General features: G+C 48.1%; 12 protein-coding genes, 20 tRNA genes and 3 rRNA genes. 4 read left to right on the top strand and 31 right to left on the bottom strand.

Going from position 1 to position 21,453, the window contains the following annotated elements:
* Genes menH through G3255_RS06630 form a run of 3 tightly spaced genes read right to left on the bottom strand, consistent with a single transcriptional unit; the run spans nt 1 to nt 3,894 of the window.
* On the bottom strand, nt 1-822 hold the full coding sequence (gene menH / locus G3255_RS06640) for a 2-succinyl-6-hydroxy-2,4-cyclohexadiene-1-carboxylate synthase (protein WP_211653786.1): 822 nt from the start codon (nt 820-822) through the stop codon (nt 1-3).
* A complete protein-coding gene (menD, locus tag G3255_RS06635) occupies nt 813-2,516 on the bottom strand; it encodes a 2-succinyl-5-enolpyruvyl-6-hydroxy-3-cyclohexene-1-carboxylic-acid synthase (RefSeq protein ID WP_211653785.1) in 1,704 nt (567 codons plus the stop codon). Before menD ends, menH begins: the two co-directional genes overlap by 10 nt.
* Nucleotides 2,503-3,894, bottom strand: coding sequence for an isochorismate synthase (locus G3255_RS06630; RefSeq protein WP_211653784.1), 1,392 nt, complete (start codon nt 3,892-3,894; stop codon nt 2,503-2,505). Before G3255_RS06630 ends, menD begins: the two co-directional genes overlap by 14 nt.
* A 161-nt stretch (nt 3,895-4,055) precedes the next feature.
* On the opposite strand from G3255_RS06630, the gene G3255_RS06625 reads away from it, so the two are divergent.
* Together G3255_RS06625 and G3255_RS06620 are read left to right on the top strand one after the other, a co-directional pair.
* On the top strand, nt 4,056-4,970 hold the full coding sequence (locus G3255_RS06625) for a 1,4-dihydroxy-2-naphthoate polyprenyltransferase (RefSeq protein ID WP_211653783.1): 915 nt from the start codon (nt 4,056-4,058) through the stop codon (nt 4,968-4,970).
* Nucleotides 4,971-5,108: 138 nt separating this feature from the next.
* Complete coding sequence (locus tag G3255_RS06620) at nt 5,109-6,089, top strand: DMT family transporter (protein ID WP_211653782.1); 981 nt, start codon at nt 5,109-5,111, stop codon at nt 6,087-6,089.
* A 12-nt stretch (nt 6,090-6,101) separates the two neighbouring features.
* On the opposite strand, the gene G3255_RS06615 is transcribed toward G3255_RS06620, so the two are convergent.
* The 24 genes from G3255_RS06615 to G3255_RS06500 all read right to left on the bottom strand — a co-directional run bounded on the left by G3255_RS06615 (nt 6,102) and on the right by G3255_RS06500 (nt 14,034).
* Nucleotides 6,102-6,173, bottom strand: a tRNA-Glu gene (locus tag G3255_RS06615).
* Between the two features lie 6 nt (nt 6,174-6,179).
* A tRNA-Ser gene (locus G3255_RS06610) sits at nt 6,180-6,271 on the bottom strand.
* 4 nt (nt 6,272-6,275) lie between these two features.
* A tRNA-Asn gene (locus tag G3255_RS06605) sits at nt 6,276-6,350 on the bottom strand.
* Nucleotides 6,351-6,354: 4 nt separating this feature from the next.
* Nucleotides 6,355-6,431: transfer RNA gene (locus G3255_RS06600), tRNA-Ile, on the bottom strand.
* Between the two features lie 5 nt (nt 6,432-6,436).
* Nucleotides 6,437-6,510 (bottom strand) — tRNA-Gly (locus G3255_RS06595).
* Between the two features lie 4 nt (nt 6,511-6,514).
* Nucleotides 6,515-6,590 (bottom strand) — tRNA-Phe (locus G3255_RS06590).
* A gap of 15 nt (nt 6,591-6,605) precedes the next feature.
* Nucleotides 6,606-6,681, bottom strand: a tRNA-Asp gene (locus G3255_RS06585).
* Between the two features lie 3 nt (nt 6,682-6,684).
* Nucleotides 6,685-6,761 (bottom strand) — tRNA-Met (locus G3255_RS06580).
* Between the two features lie 42 nt (nt 6,762-6,803).
* Nucleotides 6,804-6,896 (bottom strand) — tRNA-Ser (locus tag G3255_RS06575).
* A gap of 15 nt (nt 6,897-6,911) precedes the next feature.
* Nucleotides 6,912-6,988 (bottom strand) — tRNA-Ile (locus tag G3255_RS06570).
* Between the two features lie 8 nt (nt 6,989-6,996).
* A tRNA-Met gene (locus G3255_RS06565) sits at nt 6,997-7,070 on the bottom strand.
* A 21-nt stretch (nt 7,071-7,091) separates the two neighbouring features.
* Nucleotides 7,092-7,167, bottom strand: a tRNA-Ala gene (locus G3255_RS06560).
* A gap of 6 nt (nt 7,168-7,173) precedes the next feature.
* A tRNA-Pro gene (locus tag G3255_RS06555) sits at nt 7,174-7,250 on the bottom strand.
* Between the two features lie 24 nt (nt 7,251-7,274).
* Nucleotides 7,275-7,351 (bottom strand) — tRNA-Arg (locus G3255_RS06550).
* A gap of 24 nt (nt 7,352-7,375) precedes the next feature.
* Nucleotides 7,376-7,464: transfer RNA gene (locus G3255_RS06545), tRNA-Leu, on the bottom strand.
* A gap of 23 nt (nt 7,465-7,487) precedes the next feature.
* Nucleotides 7,488-7,562 (bottom strand) — tRNA-Gly (locus G3255_RS06540).
* A gap of 1 nt (nt 7,563) precedes the next feature.
* A tRNA-Leu gene (locus G3255_RS06535) sits at nt 7,564-7,648 on the bottom strand.
* Nucleotides 7,649-7,669: 21 nt separating this feature from the next.
* Nucleotides 7,670-7,745: transfer RNA gene (locus G3255_RS06530), tRNA-Lys, on the bottom strand.
* 9 nt (nt 7,746-7,754) lie between these two features.
* Nucleotides 7,755-7,830, bottom strand: a tRNA-Thr gene (locus tag G3255_RS06525).
* A gap of 12 nt (nt 7,831-7,842) precedes the next feature.
* Nucleotides 7,843-7,918: transfer RNA gene (locus tag G3255_RS06520), tRNA-Val, on the bottom strand.
* Between the two features lie 8 nt (nt 7,919-7,926).
* Nucleotides 7,927-8,042, bottom strand: a 5S ribosomal RNA gene (gene rrf, locus G3255_RS06515).
* A 137-nt stretch (nt 8,043-8,179) separates the two neighbouring features.
* Nucleotides 8,180-11,112: ribosomal RNA gene (locus G3255_RS06510) — 23S ribosomal RNA — on the bottom strand.
* Between the two features lie 189 nt (nt 11,113-11,301).
* Nucleotides 11,302-12,852 (bottom strand): 16S ribosomal RNA (locus G3255_RS06505).
* Together the 16S, 23S and 5S rRNA genes with 20 tRNA genes alongside form the textbook arrangement of a ribosomal RNA operon.
* Nucleotides 12,853-13,131: 279 nt before the next feature.
* The gene (locus G3255_RS06500) at nt 13,132-14,034 is read right to left on the bottom strand and encodes a DMT family transporter (protein ID WP_211653781.1); all 903 of its coding nucleotides are present in this window, start codon (nt 14,032-14,034) and stop codon (nt 13,132-13,134) included.
* Nucleotides 14,035-14,130: 96 nt separating this feature from the next.
* Between G3255_RS06500 and G3255_RS06495 the strand changes: the two genes are divergently transcribed.
* Both G3255_RS06495 and G3255_RS06490 read left to right on the top strand, forming a co-directional pair.
* Entirely contained in the window at nt 14,131-14,862 is a 732-nt protein-coding gene (locus G3255_RS06495) for an MgtC/SapB family protein (protein ID WP_442757071.1), read from the top strand.
* A gap of 13 nt (nt 14,863-14,875) precedes the next feature.
* A complete protein-coding gene (locus G3255_RS06490) occupies nt 14,876-15,865 on the top strand; it encodes a cation diffusion facilitator family transporter (protein WP_211653779.1) in 990 nt (329 codons plus the stop codon).
* Nucleotides 15,866-15,902: 37 nt separating this feature from the next.
* Here G3255_RS06490 and G3255_RS06485 read toward each other — a convergent pair whose 3' ends face one another.
* The 4 genes from G3255_RS06485 to pruA all read right to left on the bottom strand — a co-directional run bounded on the left by G3255_RS06485 (nt 15,903) and on the right by pruA (nt 21,394).
* Nucleotides 15,903-17,066, bottom strand: coding sequence for an iron-containing alcohol dehydrogenase (locus G3255_RS06485; protein ID WP_211653778.1), 1,164 nt, complete (start codon nt 17,064-17,066; stop codon nt 15,903-15,905).
* A gap of 110 nt (nt 17,067-17,176) precedes the next feature.
* Nucleotides 17,177-18,421: a Glu/Leu/Phe/Val family dehydrogenase gene (locus tag G3255_RS06480; protein WP_211653777.1), complete on the bottom strand. Its 1,245-nt coding sequence runs from the start codon at nt 18,419-18,421 to the stop codon at nt 17,177-17,179.
* Nucleotides 18,422-18,502: 81 nt separating this feature from the next.
* A complete protein-coding gene (locus G3255_RS06475) occupies nt 18,503-19,696 on the bottom strand; it encodes an ornithine--oxo-acid transaminase (RefSeq protein WP_211653776.1) in 1,194 nt (397 codons plus the stop codon).
* A gap of 153 nt (nt 19,697-19,849) precedes the next feature.
* A complete protein-coding gene (gene pruA / locus G3255_RS06470) occupies nt 19,850-21,394 on the bottom strand; it encodes an L-glutamate gamma-semialdehyde dehydrogenase (protein WP_121301109.1) in 1,545 nt (514 codons plus the stop codon).
* Nucleotides 21,395-21,453 lie beyond the last annotated feature (59 nt).

Below are 21,453 nucleotides of genomic sequence, written 5' to 3'. Positions count from 1 at the left end.
CTAGTCCTCCTCATTAATTCCATTTAATCGTTCCATAACCATTGTAGCAAATTCAGCCGGTTTTTCCACATGAATCGCATGTCCCGCGGAAATGATGCGGTGTTCCGCGTTTGGCAATAATTCCTCCATCTCACGCGCGATGGCGCAAAATTTCGAATCCAGTTCCCCGGTCACCAGCAAAACTGGCATATCCAATTCCGGCAAACAGTCCCAATAAGATCGCTGTGAACCTGTGCCCATGCCCTTCAAGCTATTCGCCAAACCTAGCACAGATTGTGCCAGCCGTTCTTGTCTTATTTGCTGCCGCACGTGTTCCGACAAGAATTTCTGGCTGGCAAACAACGGGATATTCTCCCATTTCTCAACGAATTGCTCTAGTCCACCATCAACAATATTAATGGCTAGCTGCGCATCCCGTTCTCGGCGCTCTTCTCTTGCAGCTTCTGTTTTCAAGCCAGGTGAAGCACTTTCCAAAATAAGCTGGTCAATGCGGTCTGGAAATTCACATGCATAGCCAAGTGCCGTACGCCCGCCCATCGAATAGCCGAGCAATGTGAATTTCTCCAACTTCATTTCCTTAAAAATGAAATCAAGGTCATCCAGCTGCCGCTCCATCGCATAACGGCTTTCGTCTGCCGGGCTTTCTGTCTGACCATGCCCGTTCAAGTCGATCGCCACTATCCTATAGTCTCTCCAGTTTTCAATGACCGTTTTCCATGTAGCGGTGCTGCCCGTAAAGCCATGGAGCAAGACTAGGACAGGAAGGGTTTCATCTCCCGACACTTCAATATGATAGTGAACTCCATTTGCCATCAATTCCATGTGTTTAGCCCCTCATCCAGCCGGCTCCACAATTTCCGGTGAATCGTTACATTATTGGCGCGGTCCGTCGCCACTTCAATGATGCGTACCGGCTTTTCTTTCGGCGTTCTGAGCGCCGACTGCAATTCTTCTACAGTCTCCGCAGAGAAATATTCCGCATCGTACATTTCAGCTGCTGCTTTAAATTGGATTCCAGTCGGTGTACCAAAAAGTTCCTCGTAATAGCGCTCTTCTTTCGACTGCGGCAAATAAGAGAATATCCCGCCGCCGTCATTATTCATGACGACAATCGTCATATCGGCAGCTTGCAGTTTCGAAGCAAGCAAACCGTTCATATCATGCAGCAAAGCCAAATCACCGATTAATAGATAGCTAGGACGTTTATTCGCTGCCTGGATCCCGAAAGCAGTCGATACCACTCCGTCTATGCCATTGGCGCCGCGGTTGGCATAAATCTGGACGTCCCGCTGCGTCACCTGGAAATACGTATCGGCATCCCGGATCGGCATACTGCTGCTAACAGTTAAATCACACCCATCGAGCTCATCAAAAAAGGCTTTCGCCAATACGCCTTCATCCAATTCTTGCTGACAATGGATAGACATCGTCTCCTGCACCAATTCCCCTGCTTTTATCCATCGTTCGAGATACGGATTCGACGATTTCGCTTCCAAACTCAACTTCCATAGGGCAGAAGCATGCTGTTGGATGTGATGCGTGACAGCAGATTGCGGATCTCTGAGCATCGGGCTTTCATCGAGCACGACATAACTCGCAAGCTCGGCTTTCCCCAAAAACAGGCTGAGTGGCTTGGATACAGGCTGAGGCCCAATCCTTACCACTACGTCCGGCGATACACTAGTAGCGAATTTCTCGTTCTTCAGCAAGGCATCATACGAATCGACGATGACACCCATTAGATCATCAGGTACATTCGAACGCAGATTCGACAACGGATCGGCAAGCACTGGCCAACCGAGGCGTCGGATAAACTCCCATTGCTCTGTTGAAATCTTTCCGGCGTTTTCCCCTGCAATTAATAGGCCTCGAGACTGTCCGAACACTTCCTTTAAAAAACTAGCTGCTTCATCAGTCAGCTGCTGGCCACTTTCAAAACGGTATAGTTCTCCTTGACTTTCATATGGCTGGTTAAAGTCAATTCCGAGCGGTTCACGGAACGGCACATTCAAATGAACCGGACCTTTTGGCGCGCTTTCAGCCATGGCTGAAGCACGCCCCAAATGCCGCTTCAGAAAGTCCAAACGGTTGCCTTGCTCCGGCAATGGCAGATCGGCCGACCATTTGACATGGGAGCCGAAAAGATTGATTTGGTTGATTGCTTGCGGAGCCCCAACTTCACGAAGTTCATGAGGTCGGTCCGCTGTCACGACAAGAAGTGGGACACGTGCGTAATAGGCTTCCACAATCGCAGGGAAATAATTGGCTGCCGCGGTCCCTGATGTACAAATCAATACAACTGAACTGTTCGAAGCTTTTGCTAAGCCAAGCGCGTAAAACCCAGCCGAACGTTCATCTATTTGCCGATACGTATCTATCCCTTCCTGTTTCATAAAGGCATAAGCAAGAGGCGTTGAACGCGAGCCCGGGCTGATAACCGCTTTTTTCACCCCGGCGTGGAGTAAGGAATGCGTAAACGCCGAAACATATTCAGTTAAAAACTCACGATTCGTCATGCAAATTTCCTCCCAGTACACGAAGCATCGGGCGGAACTTCACCCATGTCTCATCATATTCAGCTTCTGGCGTGGAGTCTGCCACAATGCCGCCGCCCGCGAATAAATAAGCTTTATCTCCATCCAGCAAAGCAGAACGGATCGCTACAGCGAATTCACCATCGCCTTTTGCATCAATCCAGCCGATTGGTGCTGCATAATACCCTCTATTTAAAGGTTCATAAGAACGGATTAAGCTCAATGCCTGCAGTTTCGGCTCTCCGCCAAGCGCAGGTGTTGGATGCAGCGCTTCGACAAGATCCAATAGCGAACTGCCATTTTTCAGCTCGCCTTCCACAGGCGTATACAAATGCTGTATATCTCGAATTTTCATTAGCTTAGGCTTTTGCGGAATGCGCGGATTAGAACAATGCTCCTCGAACACATCGCCGATCATTTGGACAACATACTGATGCTCGGAACGATTTTTCGAATCATTTAATAAGGCTTGCCCCAAGGCTTCATCCTGTTCAACGGATTGACCGCGAGGTGTAGAACCTGCTAAACAAGTAGACAAAGCTTTTTGCTGTTCCACTTTAACGAGGCGTTCTGGAGTTGCCCCGAAAAAGAATTGTTCGCCAGCTTCTAGCCCGAACAAAAAGCTTTCAGGCTGTTCATTCGCTGCCTGATAAAGGGCCGATGCGGGCGCTAAAGCTTCTTTAAAATGAAGTTCCAGCGCTCTGGCGATAACTACCTTATCGACTTCGCCTGCACGGATTACGTCTGTCACTTTTTCGATGGACCGCATATATTCTTCTTTCTTCAGTTCCTTCTTTTCTGAAACTTTGGGTTTTTGATATGCTTTTGGCTCTGAAACTTGCGCGCCGTGAATCAGTCGGTCACGTTCTTTCCGCAGCACTTCAAAATCCATAAAGCTGTTTGGTAGCTTAGTGATTAAATGGACGCTGACATATGCCTGCTCCCCCTTGATAATAAGCTGAAACGTCGGCACAGCAAAATAAGCCTGTGGGAAATTTCGCCACTCGCTCGGCTGATCGTTCAGAGGGTCAAATGAAAAACCACCGAACAACACTGGCTGCACGGCTGTCTCCTCATTCACCAATTGGGCACTCAAGGCCTTCCAATCCTTCTGAATGTTGCTGAAACGCCCTTTATAGTCATCAGCCGTTAGCACGTAAGCATGTCCAAGGCCTACCATCGTAAAGGACTTTTCACGGTTCTGCCAAAACATACGCTTGCCTTCATATTGGGTCTGCCCTGCTTCAAAAAATGCCAGAGCGGACATTGTAGATACTTCAATAGTTTCTGTATAAAAGCGATAGCCGTCAAAACGGTTCGCTTCCATCTGTTCAGTTGATGAATACGATTGTGAATTCACCGGATTACCTCCGTTTACTGCAGTTTCAATTCACTGCGATACATTTTAATCTCTATCTTCTATCATACCCCTTTCTCCGAAATTCAGCACAACATATGCTGTAAATCTCTGCGTTTTGAAGTACAATATAGGTTGGAAAGAAATGAATAGGAGAGATAGAAATGACACATTCCATACAAGCTGACAGCGGATGGCGCGTCTGGTGGCAGCTCACCCGGCCTCATACTTTAACGGCATCTTTCGCCCCGGTATTTCTTGGGACCATGATCGCGATTCATTATACCGCTTTAAATTGGACGCTATTTTTAGCCATGCTTATCGCAAGCTTACTGATTCAAGCAGCAACTAATATGTTCAATGAATATTATGATTATGCGAGAGGGCTCGATACTGAAGAATCCATTGGCATTGGTGGCGCTATCGTCCGGAATGGCGTTTCACCTAAAACCGTTTTGGTCCTGGCATTCCTGCTTTACGCGATCTCTGCGGTCTTAGGGCTTTATATTGCGGCTTCTACCAGTTGGTGGCTATTGGCAGTCGGAGGAATTGGTATGCTTGTCGGTTACTTTTACACCGGGGGGCCATACCCGATTGCTTACACGCCATTAGGTGAACTGTTTTCAGGATTGTTCATGGGTTTCCTCATCGTGATCGTCGCTTTCTATATTCAAACAGAAACGATCACCTCCACCGCTGTTATGCTGGCCGTACCCAGCACATTGCTCGTAGCAGCAATAATGATGGCCAATAACATCCGTGATATGGTCGGAGACAAAAAAAGCGGGCGTCGCACCTTAGCAATCCTAGCCGGTCGACCGGCTGCAGTAACAATTTTCACGTGGTTTTTTATTTTGTCTTATGCTTGGATTATTTTATTGGTGTTGCTCGGCATCGTGACGCCCTGGGCTTTATTGGTACTATTAAGTGTCATTAAACCACTGAAAGTAATCATGACATTTAAGCGGTACACTGAACCAATGCAAGTAATGCCAGCTATGAAAGATACAGGAATCACCAATACTTTATTCAACTTCCTCCTGGCAATTGGTTTATTAGTAGATTACTTTTTATCTTAACCCCTTAAAGCTGATGGCAATAAGCCCATCAGCTTTTTATTGTAGAAATAGTTAAAAGAAGGCTTCTCTATAAATAGCGGTGGTGAAACCATCCTTATTGCGATATATTGTATATAATATATAAAAAAGGAGGGTTCCATGAAACCAATTGTATTGGGCCTAGCCGGAGCAATGTTTTTTGCAGTCACTTTTGTTGTTAATGCTTTAATGGAAGCGCAAGGAGGTCATTGGGTATGGAGCGCGTCCCTGCGCTATCTATTTATGATCCCATTCCTCTTATTAATTGTAATTCTCAGGGGTAATTTACGCCCACTCCTCCAGGAAATGAGGAAATATAAAGTAAAATGGTTGTTATGGAGTTTCGTAGGATTCGGTCTTTTTTATGCCCCTTTATGTTTTGCAGCGGCTTACTCTCCGGGATGGCTAATCGCCGGAACTTGGCAATTCACAATTATCGCTGGCACTTTACTCGCTCCTCTTTTTTTCATTAAAGTTCATATATCCGGCCACACCGTAATACACAGACAATGTATACCAATAAAAGGGTTATTATTTTCAACTATTATCTTAGCTGGAATAACTCTTCTTCAACTTGATCATCTAACTAATGTTACTACTTCCACGTTGTTGCTTGGGCTAGTGCCTGTTTTAATTGCAGCTTTCGCTTACCCACTTGGAAATCGGAAAATGATGGAGGTTTGCGAAGGTCGGTTAGACGCATATCAACGCGTGCTTGGAATGACAATTGCTAGTCTCCCCCTTTGGTTGGTTCTCTCTATTTATGGCTTCTCGACAACTGGATTACCTTCTAATTCTCAAATTTATCAATCTTTGATAGTTGCAATCAGTTCGGGAGTAGTAGCGACAGTTCTATTCTTTATGGCTACCGATATGGTCAGAAACAACATGTCAAAGCTTGCCGCAGTTGAAGCCACACAGTCTATGGAAGTTATATTTACATTGATAGGTGAACTTTTTCTTTTAAACATTGCATTTCCATCTCCCGTAGCATTAATTGGCTTAACAATGGTAATACTAGGAATGGCAGTACACAGTTTTGCTTCCCGTCATGAACAAAATTCAGAAAATGAAAAAAGCGTTATGCATATGAATGCATAACGCTTTTTAATATGACCCCTACGGGATTCGAACCCGTGTTACCGCCGTGAAAGGGCGGTGTCTTAACCGCTTGACCAAGGGGCCAAATACTGGCGGAGAAGGAGGGATTTGAACCCTCGCGCCGGTGTTACCGACCTACACCCTTAGCAGGGGCGCCTCTTCAGCCACTTGAGTACTTCCCCAGTATGGCTCCGAAGGTAGGACTCGAACCTACGACCATCGCATTAACAGTGCGGTGCTCTACCACTGAGCTACTTCGGAACAATGGTGGGCCTAAGTGGACTCGAACCACCGACCTCACGCTTATCAGGCGTGCGCTCTAACCAGCTGAGCTATAGGCCCATTGTTGGAGCGGGTGAAGGGAATCGAACCCTCATCATCAGCTTGGAAGGCTGAGGTTTTACCACTAAACTACACCCGCAATATGGTGGGTCAGGACGGAATCGAACCGCCGACACTTAGAGCTTCAATCTAATGCTCTACCGACTGAGCTACTGACCCACATATTCATAAAAATGGCGGTCCCGACCGGGATCGAACCGGCGATCTCCTGCGTGACAGGCAGGCATGTTAACCGCTACACCACGGGACCATTTGGTTGCGGGGGCAGGATTTGAACCTGCGACCTTTGGGTTATGAGCCCAACGAGCTACCGAACTGCTCCACCCCGCGATAATAGTATTGAATAAAAATTGTCCACTCATTTTTAAAAAATGGAGGAGGAAGAGGGATTCGAACCCCCGCGGGATTTGACTCCCCTGTCGGTTTTCAAGACCGATCCCTTCAGCCAAACTTGGGTATTCCTCCGTGATAAACATTAAATGGTGGACCTTGCAGGACTCGAACCTGCGACCGGACGGTTATGAGCCGTCTGCTCTAACCAACTGAGCTAAAGGTCCTAAAAAAGTGGCGGCAGAGGGGATCGAACCCCCGACCTTACGGGTATGAACCGTACGCTCTAGCCAGCTGAGCTACGCCGCCAGGATCTTTAAATAGTATAGTTGGTGGAGCCTAGCGGGATCGAACCGCTGACCTCCTGCGTGCAAGGCAGGCGCTCTCCCAGCTGAGCTAAGGCCCCATAAAGTGGTCGGGAAGACAGGATTCGAACCTGCGACCCCTTGGTCCCAAACCAAGTGCTCTACCAAGCTGAGCTACTTCCCGACTAAATAGGATGATGACAAAATATGGCGCGCCCGAGAGGACTCGAACCTCTAACCGCTTGATTCGTAGTCAAGTACTCTATCCAATTGAGCTACGGGCGCATAATATAAAATTTTATAAAACAGTGGTGCCGAGGACCGGAATCGAACCGGTACGGTAGTCACCTACCGCAGGATTTTAAGTCCTGTGCGTCTGCCAGTTCCGCCACCCCGGCGGGGCATTGGACAGATAAAAAATTGGAGCGGAAGACGGGGGTCGAACCCGCGACCTCCACCTTGGCAAGGTGGCGTTCTACCACTGAACTACTTCCGCTTGGTGCGGGTGAAGGGAGTCGAACCCCCACGCCCGAAGGCGCTAGATCCTAAGTCTAGTGCGTCTGCCAGTTCCGCCACACCCGCGTGGCAATTATGAAATTAAAATGGTGAGCCATGAAGGATTCGAACCTTCGACCCTCTGATTAAAAGTCAGATGCTCTACCAACTGAGCTAATGGCTCAAACATGAGTGGTGCCGGAGAAAGGACTTGAACCCTCAACCTACTGATTACAAGTCAGTTGCTCTACCAGTTGAGCTACTCCGGCATGGAGAAAAAATGGTGGAGGATGACGGGATCGAACCGCCGACCCTCTGCTTGTAAGGCAGATGCTCTCCCAGCTGAGCTAATCCTCCGTATGTATGCCCAGCGACGTCCTACTCTCACAGGGGGAACCCCCCAACTACCATCGGCGCAAAAGAGCTTAACTTCCGTGTTCGGGATGGGAACGGGTGTGGCCTCTTTGCCATCATCACTGGACTATAAGGTTTTTTGAAAGACAAGATTTATTATACCAACTCTGACGAGTTTTACAAGTCTTTTTTGCCCGAAGGCAAAAATTCTTATTCTTTCAAAACTGGATAAATCGACATTGGGGGAAACTTGCGTTTCAGTTATTGGTTAAGTCCTCGATCGATTAGTATTCGTCAGCTGCACGTGTCGCCACGCTTCCACCCCGAACCTATCTACCTCATCGTCTTTGAGGGATCTTACTTGCTTGCGCAATGGGAAATCTCATCTTGAGGGGGGCTTCGTGCTTAGATGCTTTCAGCACTTATCCCGGCCACACATAGCTACCCAGCGATGCTCTTGGCAGAACAACTGGTACACCAGCGGTGTGTCCATCCCGGTCCTCTCGTACTAAGGACAGCTCCTCTCAAATTTCCTGCGCCCGCGACGGATAGGGACCGAACTGTCTCACGACGTTCTGAACCCAGCTCGCGTACCGCTTTAATGGGCGAACAGCCCAACCCTTGGGACCGACTACAGCCCCAGGATGCGATGAGCCGACATCGAGGTGCCAAACCTCCCCGTCGATGTGGACTCTTGGGGGAGATAAGCCTGTTATCCCCGGGGTAGCTTTTATCCGTTGAGCGATGGCCCTTCCATGCGGAACCACCGGATCACTAAGTCCGTCTTTCGACCCTGCTCGACCTGTCCGTCTCGCAGTCAAGCTCCCTTGCGCCTTTACACTCTGCGAATGATTTCCAACCATTCTGAGGGAACCTTTGAGCGCCTCCGTTACTCTTTAGGAGGCGACCGCCCCAGTCAAACTGCCCGCCTGACACTGTCTCCCAAGCCGCTAAGGCTTGTGGGTTAGAAGTTCAATACAACCAGGGTAGTATCCCACCGACGCCTCCCCCGAAGCTGGCGCTCCGGGTTCTCTGGCTCCTACCTATCCTGTACAAGTTGCACCAAAATTCAATATCAGGCTACAGTAAAGCTCCACGGGGTCTTTCCGTCCTGTCGCGGGTAACCTGCATCTTCACAGGTACTATAATTTCACCGAGTCTCTCGTTGAGACAGTGCCCAGATCGTTACGCCTTTCGTGCGGGTCGGAACTTACCCGACAAGGAATTTCGCTACCTTAGGACCGTTATAGTTACGGCCGCCGTTTACTGGGGCTTCGGTTCGCACCTTCGCTTGCGCTAAGCACTCCCCTTAACCTTCCAGCACCGGGCAGGCGTCAGCCCCTATACGTCACCTTACGGTTTTGCAGAGACCTGTGTTTTTGCTAAACAGTCGCCTGGGCCTATTCACTGCGGCTCTCTCGGGCTGTAACACCCTACCAGAGCACCCCTTCTCCCGAAGTTACGGGGTCATTTTGCCGAGTTCCTTAACGAGAGTTCACTCGCTCACCTTAGAATTCTCTTCTCGCCTACCTGTGTCGGTTTGCGGTACGGGCACCTCCCGCCTCGCTAGAGGCTTTTCTTGGCAGTGTGAAATCAGGGACTCTGAGGTTAAACCTCTTGCCATCACTGCTTGATGTACATAGAAACGGGATTTGCCTCGTTTCTCATCTCACAACTTGGACGTGCACAACCAACGGCACGCTCACCCTATCCTTCTGCGTCCCCCCATTACTCAAACGGCGGGGAGGTGGTACAGGAATATCAACCTGTTGTCCATCGTCTACGCCTATCGGCCTCGACTTAGGTCCCGACTAACCCTGAGCGGACGAGCCTTCCTCAGGAAACCTTAGGCATTCGGTGGACGGGATTCTCACCCGTCTTTCGTTACTCATACCGGCATTCTCACTTCTAAGCGCTCCACCAGTCCTTCCGGTCTGACTTCAACGCCCTTAGAACGCTCTCCTACCACGGACATCTACGATGTCCATCCACAGCTTCGGTAATCCGTTTAGCCCCGGTACATTTTCGGCGCAGTGTCACTCGACCAGTGAGCTATTACGCACTCTTTAAATGATGGCTGCTTCTAAGCCAACATCCTGGTTGTCTAAGCAACGCCACATCCTTTTCCACTTAACGGATATTTGGGGACCTTAGCTGGTGGTCTGGGCTGTTTCCCTCTTGACTACGGATCTTATCACTCGCAGTCTGACTCCCAAGCATAAATCACTGGCATTCGGAGTTTGTCTGAATTCGGTAACCCGGGATGGGCCCCTAGTCCAAACAGTGCTCTACCTCCAGGATTCTCTTCTTGAGGCTAGCCCTAAAGCTATTTCGGAGAGAACCAGCTATCTCCAGGTTCGATTGGAATTTCTCCGCTACCCACACCTCATCCCCGCACTTTTCAACGTGCGTGGGTTCGGGCCTCCAGTAAGTGTTACCTTACCTTCACCCTGGACATGGGTAGATCACCTGGTTTCGGGTCTACAACTGCATACTCATTCGCCCTATTCAGACTCGCTTTCGCTGCGGCTCCGGCTTCTCACCTTAACCTTGCATGCAATCGTAACTCGCCGGTTCATTCTACAAAAGGCACGCTATCACCCATTAACGGGCTCTAACTACTTGTAGGCACACGGTTTCAGGATCTATTTCACTCCCCTTCCGGGGTGCTTTTCACCTTTCCCTCACGGTACTGGTTCACTATCGGTCACTAGGGAGTATTTAGCCTTGGGAGATGGTCCTCCCGGATTCCGACGGAATTTCTCGTGTTCCGCCGTACTCAGGATCCACTCTGGAGGGAATGAACTTTCAGCTACGGGGCTATTACCCTGTCTTGCGGACCGTTCCAGGTCGCTTCGCTTAATCCATTCCTTTGTAACTCCGTATAGAGTGTCCTACAACCCCAGAAGGCAAGCCTTCTGGTTTGGGCTGATCCCGTTTCGCTCGCCGCTACTTGGGGAATCGCATTTGCTTTCTCTTCCTTCAGGTACTTAGATGTTTCAGTTCCCTGAGTCTGCCTTCTCATGTGCTATGTATTCACACATGGATACTGCTCCATTACGAACAGTGGGTTTCCCCATTCGGAAATCCCCGGATCACAGCTCACTTACAGCTCCCCGAGGCATATCGGTGTTAGTGCCGTCCTTCTTCGGCTCCTAGTGCCAAGGCATCCACCGTGCGCCCTTATTAACTTAACCACTGAATGGTCAAAAAAATAAGTTGATCGCAAAGCGATCACGCTACTTGATGCTTGTTTCTTAATCAATGTCGATCTATCCAGTTTTCAAAGAACAAGTTTGAAAGTGCTCCGCAAGGAGTGAACCTTCAAAACTGAACGCAAAACGTCAACCCGATCCGTTAAGAATCGGTTCCGATATAATCCTTAGAAAGGAGGTGATCCAGCCGCACCTTCCGATACGGCTACCTTGTTACGACTTCACCCCAATCATCTGTCCCACCTTCGGCGGCTGGCTCCCGTAAGGGTTACCCCACCGACTTCGGGTGTTACAAACTCTCGTGGTGTGACGGGCGGTGTGTACAAGGCCCGGGAACGTATTCACCGCGGCATGCTGATCCGCGATTACTAGCGATTCCGGCTTCATGCAGGCGAGTTGCAGCCTGCAATCCGAACTGAGAACGGTTTTCTGGGATTGGCTCCCCCTCGCGGGTTTGCAGCCCTTTGTACCGTCCATTGTAGCACGTGTGTAGCCCAGGTCATAAGGGGCATGATGATTTGACGTCATCCCCACCTTCCTCCGGTTTGTCACCGGCAGTCACCTTAGAGTGCCCAACTGAATGCTGGCAACTAAGATCAAGGGTTGCGCTCGTTGCGGGACTTAACCCAACATCTCACGACACGAGCTGACGACAACCATGCACCACCTGTCACCGCTGTCCCCGAAGGGAAAGCCTAGTCTCCTAGGCGGTCAGCGGGATGTCAAGACCTGGTAAGGTTCTTCGCGTTGCTTCGAATTAAACCACATGCTCCACCGCTTGTGCGGGCCCCCGTCAATTCCTTTGAGTTTCAGCCTTGCGGCCGTACTCCCCAGGCGGAGTGCTTAATGCGTTAGCTGCAGCACTAAGGGGCGGAAACCCCCTAACACTTAGCACTCATCGTTTACGGCGTGGACTACCAGGGTATCTAATCCTGTTTGCTCCCCACGCTTTCGCGCCTCAGCGTCAGTTACAGACCAGAAAGTCGCCTTCGCCACTGGTGTTCCTCCACATCTCTACGCATTTCACCGCTACACGTGGAATTCCACTTTCCTCTTCTGCACTCAAGTCCCCCAGTTTCCAATGACCCTCCACGGTTGAGCCGTGGGCTTTCACATCAGACTTAAAGGACCGCCTGCGCGCGCTTTACGCCCAATAATTCCGGACAACGCTTGCCACCTACGTATTACCGCGGCTGCTGGCACGTAGTTAGCCGTGGCTTTCTGGTGAGGTACCGTCAAGGTACCAGTAGTTAGTTGGTACTTGTTCTTCCCTCACAACAGAGTTTTACGATCCGAAAACCTTCTTCACTCACGCGGCGTTGCTCCGTCAGACTTTCGTCCATTGCGGAAGATTCCCTACTGCTGCCTCCCGTAGGAGTCTGGGCCGTGTCTCAGTCCCAGTGTGGCCGATCACCCTCTCAGGTCGGCTACGCATCGTGGCCTTGGTGAGCCGTTACCTCACCAACTAGCTAATGCGCCGCGGGCCCATCCTGCAGTGACAGCCGAAACCGTCTTTCCGTGTGGCCTCATGAGAGGCCGCAAACTATTCGGTATTAGCACCGGTTTCCCGGAGTTATCCCGATCTGCAGGGCAGGTTGCCCACGTGTTACTCACCCGTCCGCCGCTAAGATAATGGAGCAAGCTCCACTATCTCCGCTCGACTTGCATGTATTAGGCACGCCGCCAGCGTTCGTCCTGAGCCAGGATCAAACTCTCCATTATAGAGTAGTATTGATTGCTCAATAGTTGCTGGCGTATCGCCGTCTAAAAGACGCGCGATTCGCTTTGATCTGCATACGCTGATCAGTACGTTTGCCGCGATCACTCGCGGCTGTATTATTGACGTTTTGCTGTTCAGTTTTCAAGGTTCATGTTGTGCGCCTTGTTTCGGCGACTTGATTACTATATCCTTTTTAAAACGTGTTGTCAATACTATTTCGAAATATTTTTAACAGCTTGTTTCGAGGACATTTATTACTATAAACTGCCTGATAAAAAAAATCAAGCAGTTTCCCGAAAAAAGATTTTTCTAATTCTTTTATAATCAGTTACAAAAAATAATAACCCTGCGATTACAATACTTCCACCAATAATTTGTGATTTACTAACCAGTTCTCCGAGTATAAAATATGCCAGGATTGCTGCACCTACTGGCTCAAACAGGATAGCGATAGAAATTACGTTTGTGCTCACCCACTTCACTGCCCAATTAAATAAAGTATGCCCAAGGAGATTTGGGATAAGAGCTAATAGAAGAAACCACATCCACTCTTCCTTTGGATAAGGACCAAACGTCTCTCCTTTAGCAATAATATAGAAAAATAGCGTTACTGTACTAAAACTGTAAACAATAAATGTATATGTCACTAAAGACAATCGCTTCCGCACATCTTGACCAAATAATAAATAAGCAGTAATCAATGCACAAGCGATGAGCGCCAATATGTCACCAAATAAAGCACTTCCACTTACCTGAAAGTCTCCATAAGCAATTACAATACTTCCTGTGATGGCAACTGCCCCAGAGATTAAGGTTTTTGCAGAGAGGTGCTCTTTAAAGAAAAAATATGTGCCAGCAAATGCAAAAAGAGGCTGCAATGTTACTAAAACAGTAGAACTCGCTACAGAAGTATAGTTAAGTGACTCAAACCAGAGGATAAAATGGAAAGCCAAAAAGATACCGGCAATTGCTGAAAAAGACCAGTCTCTTCTATTTAGTTTCTTTACTTCAGGCAGATAGCTATAGAGGAATACCGGGGACATTAATAGAATAGAAAATAACATCCGGTAAAAGGCAGTAACACCCGCATCTGCTGTGGTCATTTTAACAAAGATTGCAGACATAGCAACTGAGATAACTCCGATCAGAATGGGTATATAAGGATGAATCGTTGGTTTTTCCATTAGGCACCTCTTGCTGCATCAGATTTTGACATCACTTTTCAGTTTGCCATTTGCCGGCTCCACATTCAACCGCAAAGTGAAATGGAGGTCGTGATTTTGGAATTTTTCAGCACACTCGAAATTTCTTCATTCGAAACATTTATGAAATTAGCGATTGCTGCCGTTTTAAGTTTAGTTATAGGGTTGGAAAGGGAATTAAAGAGGAAGCCTGTTGGGTTGAAGACAAGCTTGGTCATTGCCACATTCAGCTGCTTATTGACCATTATTTCAATTGAATCTGCTTATATTGCAGAATCGAGTAGCCATGAAGGTGTAAATATTACAATGGATCCGCTCCGGCTTGCAGCACAAATTGTTTCAGGTATCGGATTTCTAGGAGCTGGAGTGATATTGAAGCGAGGGAATGATTCAATATCGGGACTGACGACAGCAGCAATGATTTGGGGATCTGGCGGAATTGGCATTGCTGTTGCCGCCGGCTTTTATATTGAAGCATTGACCGCAGTTTTGCTAGTCATTATTGGGATCGAGGTCATCCCTCCTCTCCTTTTCCATTTTGGACCAAAACGCCTGAGGCAGATAGAAGCAAGACTCACCGTTTATGTTACGGATGAGGAAGCCATCAGTGAAGTAATGAAAGAGCTGAAGTATGGTGGCATGACCATTGAAAACTTGTCAATTCTTCATCCTGAGCAGCAAAACGGAAATTGGTACTACAAACTTTCGATCCGCATGTCTTACGCACAAGAAAAAGAAACTATCGAATTGTATAAGGAGGTTTCTTCTATTAATAACGTAAAGCAAGTGGATATCGAAATGATTAACTGAAGGGGGAATTTTTTTGGGAGAATTTTTTGGATTGTTAAAGGGAGGAAATAAACCATCTCTTTACGCAGCACTTATCAATACGTTTATTGCTATTATGAAAGGCGTCGCCTTTACTTTTACCGGAAATGTTGCCATGTTTGCCGAAACGATGCATTCGATCGGTGACGCGGCGAACCAATACTTCGTTTTTATTGGATCTGCATTATCGAAAAAAGCGCCGACTAAGCGTTTTCCAAATGGTTTTGGTCGGCTGTTAAATTTAGTTTTGCTTGCAGCTGTTCTAATCGTGGGAATCATGGCTTATGAAACCATCCGTGAGGGCTGGCACCAAATGTTGCACCCTATTGAGGCAGAAGGCTTTATTATTAGCGTTGTCGTTCTATCAATTGCCATTTTACTTGAATTGTTCGTTCTTTATAAAGCCGGTAAGGAAGTACTGCATGAAGCTGGCGTGAAAGGCGGCGCACTTGCCCCGCTCACTACGAGTTTTACTCATTTGAACCGCGCAAAACCAGCTACAAAACTGGTGTTCCTGGAAGACTTGGTTGCAACTTCTGGTGGTTTGCTGGCTCTAGTTGCTGTCTTGATCGCACATTATACCGGATTCCTGCAAATTGAAGGCGCAGCATCCATCGCAATCGGCTTGATGATGTTCTACGTCGTGACGAAAATTTTCTTGGATAATGCACGTGGGGTCATTGGAGAAACGGATGAACAAATGGTTAACCATATTGCACATCTCCTTTCCGACAGACCTGCTGTCAAAGATATCCGTGAACTGGAAGTAGTTAAAGAGGGTGAATTTTTACACGTTGAAACTTTGGTGGAAGTTGACCCTAACCTAACCGTTAAGGAAGCTGACGAATTGCAAAACCGCTTGGCTGAACTTATTTTGAGCCAGCCTAGCGTGGACGATGTGATTGTCTCACTCGATGCAGACGATGGCGAAAAACACTGGGTACACGTTAGTAAGCGTCCTGATTCACTGAAGAAACCCGAATAAAAAAATCCCGATGCATCATGCATCGGGATTTTTTATATTATAGCGAAGCTTGCAGGATTTTCTCTACATCTTCCCCATTCAATTTATTGAAGTTGCCGAATTCGCCGTAGACGAGTGTTTTGTCAACGATGTCAGAGAAGCGGGAATCATCGATGTCGTAATCTTTCAGGCTGCTTGGAGCCCCAATCGACGTCCAGAATTCTACTAGACGGTCAATTCCTTCGTTTGCGATTTGTTCTTCGGATTTGTTTGCAGCATCGACGCCGAATACACGGATGGCCATTTGTGCAAATCGTGACGGGTTGACTGGAACGTTATGGCGCATCCACTGAGGGAATAAAATCGCCAAGCCGCCTGCATGTGGAATGTCATAAATAGCAGAAACCGCATGCTCAATGTTATGGGATGCCCAGTCTCCGTTATAGCCCATCTGCAGGAAGTTGTTAAGCCCCATCGTTCCGGCAAATAGAATCGTTTCACGGTGCTCGTAGCTTTCAAGGTCTTCCATGAGCTTCGGAGCTGTCTCAATCACTGCACGCAGCACGCCCTCGATCATCTGGTCCTGTACTGGCGTGTTCGTTGCATTATGGTAATACTGCTCGAACATATGGGACATCATGTCCACTACGCCGTATACTGTGTGGTCACGCGGCACAGATTTCGTGTATGTTGGGTCCAAAATAGAGAATTTCGGGAATGTCAGCGGGCTGCCCCAGCCGTATTTTTCTTCTGTTTCTTCATTTGTGATAACAGAACCGGCGTTCATTTCTGAGCCTGTAGCCGCCAAAGTCAAGACTGTGCCAAACGGCAAGACTTCCTCAGGTGTCGCTTTGCGTGTGACAAAATCCCATGCATCGCCATCGTATTTTGCTCCGGCTGCGATGAGTTTCGTACAGTCGATGACAGAACCACCGCCGACAGCTAACAGCATGTCGATGTCTTCCTGTTTGCAGATTTCAATTCCTCGTTTTGCCGTTGAAAGGCGTGGGTTTGGCTCTACACCAGAAAGTTCATGGATTTCGACACCCATTTCATTCAATGTCGACATGACTTCATCGTATAGGCCGTTTTTCTTGATGCTGCCGCCACCGTAAACGACTAATACTTTTTTACCGTAATTTGGTATTTCTTTTTTCAAAGCTTCTAACTGCCCTTTACCGAAAATCAGTTTTACAGGGTTATAAAAAGAAAATGCGTTCATATAATCTCCTCCTCCGAAATGCGTTCAATTTTCATTATGAATTTCCGGTCCTTAAAAAGCAAAAATTTGAGCACAAGAAAACCGCCCGGCTAATGCCGAGCGGTTGGTTCTTATACCCATCCACGGAAGCGTGATGCCTCTGCAGTTCTTCTTGCACCGACCATATACGCTGCAAGGCGCATGTCGATGTTCCGGTTGGTGGCTACATTGTATACGTTCTCAAAAGCTTCCACCAATTTTTTCTCCAGCTTCTCGTCCACTTCTTCCTGCGTCCAATAATAACCTTGGTTATTCTGCACCCATTCAAAGTATGAAACTGTTACACCGCCGGAACTTGCAAGCACGTCAGGCACAAGCAAGATTCCGCGATCCGTTAAAATCTTCGTTGCTTCAGCCGTTGTTGGCCCGTTTGCAGCTTCGACTACGATAGAAGCTTTGATATCGTGTGCGTTTTCTTCTGTGATCTGGTTGGCGATCGCTGCCGGCACAAGGATATCGCAATCGATTTCGAACAATTCTTTATTTGTGATTGTATTGTCGAAAAGCGTTGTGACTGTCCCGAAGCTGTCGCGGCGGTCAAGAAGATAATCGATATCGAGTCCTTCTGGATCGTGCAGTGCCCCGTAAGCATCTGAAATGCCGACTACTTTGGCCCCTGCATCGTGAAGGAACTTCGCCAAAAAGCTTCCTGCGTTACCGAATCCCTGAATAACAACGCGTGCGCCTTTCATATCAAGGCCGCGTTTTTTCGCTGCTTCATTGATCACAATCGTGACGCCTTGTGCAGTTGCTTTGTCACGGCCTTGTGAGCCGCCCAGCACAATCGGCTTACCTGTAATGAATCCTGGTGAGTTGAATTCGTCAATCTTGCTGTATTCGTCGAACATCCATGCCATGATTTGCGAGTTTGTGAATACATCCGGCGCAGGGATATCCTTATTCGGCCCGACAATCTGGCTGATGGCGCGTACATAACCGCGGCTCAGCTTTTCGATTTCGTGCATGGACATTTCGCGCGGATCGCAAATGATGCCGCCTTTACCGCCGCCATATGGCAAGTCCACGATTCCGCATTTCAATGTCATCCACATGGAAAGCGCGATAACCTCGTCGCGGTTCACATCAGGGTGAAAGCGGACTCCACCCTTCGTTGGGCCGACAGCATCATTGTGCTGGGCACGGAATCCCGTGAACACTTTGGTTTTCCCATTGTCCATCCGGATCGGGATACGCACTTCCAAGATCCGCATCGGCTCCTTCAGAAGTTCATACATCGAATCTTCGTATCCAAGTTTATCCAATGCAATTTTAATGACATCCTGCGTTGACGTCAACAAGTTCAAGTTTTCAGCCATTGTTTAGTTTCGCCTCTTTGTGTTTTAGTAATTACCCGCATCTAGTGTAACATGGCAAACTTCCATTTGCCACATCGATTGTTATTTTGTGAACACTTGGTGAATACGCTCAAGTGCCCAGTCCAGCTCTTCTTTTGTGATGATCAATGGCGGTGCAAATCGGATGACGGTATCGTGGGTTTCTTTGCACAAAAGCCCGAGTTCTTTCAACTGTTCGCAATAAGGACGCGCAGCTTCAGTGAGCTCCATTCCGATGAACAGTCCGCGGCCGCGGACTTCTTTGATGACAGGATGATCGAGTTTTTTAAGTTCATCCATGAAGTAAGTGCCGAGTTCCTGAGAACGCCCTGTAAGGTTTTCATCCTGAATGACTTGCATGGAAGCAATGGATACGGCACAAGCAAGCGGATTGCCGCCGAATGTGGAGCCGTGTGACCCTGGATTGAAGACGCCAAGCACTTCGTGGTCTGCGACAACACACGAAATCGGGAATACTCCGCCTCCAAGCGCTTTACCAAGAATGTACATATCCGGATCTACATCTTCCCATTCACAAGCGAACATTTTTCCGGTACGTGCAAGGCCGCACTGGATTTCGTCAGCGATGAACAAAACATTGTTCTCGCGGCAAAGTTCACGCGCTGCCTTCAAGAAACCTTCTGGCGGCATGATGATACCTGCTTCACCTTGGATCGGCTCGATGAGGAAAGCTGCAGTATTTGGCGTAATGGCATTTTTCAATGCTTCCATATCACCGAATGGAACGATGTTGATTCCTGGAAGCATCGGGCCGAAGCCTCTGCGGTATTCAGGGTCAGATGAAAGTGAGACAGCAGTCATCGTACGGCCATGGAAGTTGCCTTCGCATGCGATGATTTCTGCCTTGTTCTCTTCAACACCTTTAACGTCGTATGCCCAGCGGCGGGCAGCTTTGATGGCTGTTTCGACCGCTTCCGCACCTGTATTCATCGGCAAGGCCATTTCTTTGCCTGAAATCTTGCAGATCATTTCGTACCATGGCGCCAATTGATCGTTGTGGAATGCGCGCGATGTGAGAGTCACCCGGTCGGCTTGGTCTTTCAATGCCTGGATGATTTGTGGATGGCGGTGGCCTTGGTTCACTGCTGAATAGGCAGAGAGCATGTCCATGAATTTATTGCCTTCTGGATCTGTTACCCATACGCCTTCCGCTTTTGAGATGACGATCGGCAGTGGATGGTAGTTCTTCGCCCCATACTGTTCTGTTTTTTCAATGATTGACTGTGTTTGTGTCATTCCAAATTCCTCCTTAAAATTAAGGTAAAACCCGCTGAGCTTTAGAAACTAGTAAGCATTTCCTGTAAATGTATGCGCTTAACGGTACCCTTTTTAAAAAAAGGCAGACACGGAGTCTGCCTTTTGTGCATTATTATACCATCAACCGAATAATTAAAACATCTCAGAAGTTGTTTGTGCTTGCATATGAAGAACCAAGTAGTCTGGCCCGCCTGCTTTTGAATCGGTTCCGGACATGTTGAATCCGCCGAATGACTGATAGCCTACGATTGCGCCTGTGCAGCCGCGGTTAAAGTACAAGTTGCCGACATGGAACTCGTCGCGCGCATACTCGAGGTGTTCGCGGTTGTTGGTGATCACGCCGCCAGTCAAGCCATATTCTGTGTTGTTGGCGATATCAATCGCTTCTTTGAAGTCTTTTGCTTTCATCAAGCCGACAACCGGCCCAAAGATTTCTTCCTGCATGATGCGGGCTTGTGGATCCAAGTCAGCGAAGACCGTTGGGTTCACGAAGAATCCTGTGGAATCGTCGCCGTCTCCACCAGCAACTAGGCGTCCTTCGCCTTTGCCGATTTCGATATAATCCATAATTTTTTTGTATGAGTTTCCGTCAATGACAGGACCCATGAAGTTCGACTGGTCAACTGTGTTGCCGATCGTCAGTTCATTTGTTAATTCCACTACGCGCTCAAGTACTTCGTCGTAGACATCTTCTACAATGACAGCACGTGATCCTGCAGAACATTTCTGGCCACTGAAGCCGAAAGCGGATTTTACGATGGATTGTGCCGCAAGTTCAAGGTCTGCGTTGTTGTCGACGACCATCGTATTCTTGCCGCCCATTTCAGCGATTAAACGCTTCATCCAGATTTGGCCTTCATTTACTTTTGAAGAACGTTCTGCGATGCGCAAGCCAACTTCTTTTGAACCAGTGAATGAAATGAAGCGAGTGTTCGGGTGGTCGACCAAATAGTCGCCGACTTCAGATCCCGGCCCTGGGATATAGTTGACGACGCCTTTAGGCATGCCTGCTTCTTCCAATACTTCGATGAATTTATATGCGACAACGGGAGTTGTTGAAGCTGGTTTCAAGAGCACCGTGTTGCCTGCTACCATCGCTGCAACTGTTGTACCCGCCATGATCGCGAATGCGAAGTTCCAAGGAGAGATGACAACGCCAACACCGAGTGGAATATAGTCATAGCGGTTGTACTCGCCTGGACGGCTTTCCATTGGCATGCCGTCTTTTAGGCGCAGCATTTGGCGGCCGTAATATTCAAGGAAATCGATCGCTTCTGCAGTATCTGCATCCGCTTCATTCCAAGGTTTACCTGCTTCTTTTGTGAGTAGCGCCGAGAATTCGTGCTTGCGGCGGCGAATGATTGCAGCTGCTCTGAACAAGACATCTGCGCGTACTTCAGGTTTCACTTTTTTCCATGTTTTGAATGCAGCGTCCGCTTCTTGCATAGCTTTTTCTGCGAGTTCTTTATTTGATTTGGAGACGCGCCCAACGATTTCTTCTTTATCCGCCGGATTGAATGAAACGATTTTGTCTTCAGTCGTTACGCGTTCTCCGCCGATAATTAGCGGGTAATCCTGGCCGAGGTATCCTTCAACCGTTTTCAGGCCTTCCAAGTATGCATTGCGATTCTCCTCGATCGAGAAATCTGTGAATGGTTCATGTTTGTAGGGAATCATTGGGAATCCTCCTTATAATTGAGCGAGCGCAAAAAAAATTTGCACTCTTAATCTGTTTC

The sequence above is a fragment of the Planococcus sp. MSAK28401 genome, from assembly GCF_018283455.1.
Taxonomy (GTDB): domain Bacteria; phylum Bacillota; class Bacilli; order Bacillales_A; family Planococcaceae; genus Planococcus; species Planococcus alpniumensis.
This window is presented reverse-complemented; position numbering and strand designations above follow the sequence as displayed.

Bases quoted from the DNA above. Each gene is read 5' to 3' on its own strand.
- G3255_RS06620 (WP_211653782.1), top strand. From the start codon at position 5,109: ATGAAACCAATTGTATTGGGCCTAGCCGGAGCAATGTTTTTTGCAGTC.
- pruA (WP_121301109.1), bottom strand. From the start codon at position 21,394: ATGATTCCCTACAAACATGAACCATTCACAGATTTCTCGATCGAGGAG.
- G3255_RS06475 (WP_211653776.1), bottom strand. From the start codon at position 19,696: ATGACACAAACACAGTCAATCATTGAAAAAACAGAACAGTATGGGGCG.
- G3255_RS06485 (WP_211653778.1), bottom strand. From the start codon at position 17,066: ATGAACGCATTTTCTTTTTATAACCCTGTAAAACTGATTTTCGGTAAA.
- G3255_RS06480 (WP_211653777.1), bottom strand. From the start codon at position 18,421: ATGGCTGAAAACTTGAACTTGTTGACGTCAACGCAGGATGTCATTAAA.
- menH (WP_211653786.1), bottom strand. From the start codon at position 822: ATGGAATTGATGGCAAATGGAGTTCACTATCATATTGAAGTGTCGGGA.
- G3255_RS06625 (WP_211653783.1), top strand. From the start codon at position 4,056: ATGACACATTCCATACAAGCTGACAGCGGATGGCGCGTCTGGTGGCAG.
- menD (WP_211653785.1), bottom strand. From the start codon at position 2,516: ATGACGAATCGTGAGTTTTTAACTGAATATGTTTCGGCGTTTACGCAT.
- G3255_RS06500 (WP_211653781.1), bottom strand. From the start codon at position 14,034: ATGGAAAAACCAACGATTCATCCTTATATACCCATTCTGATCGGAGTT.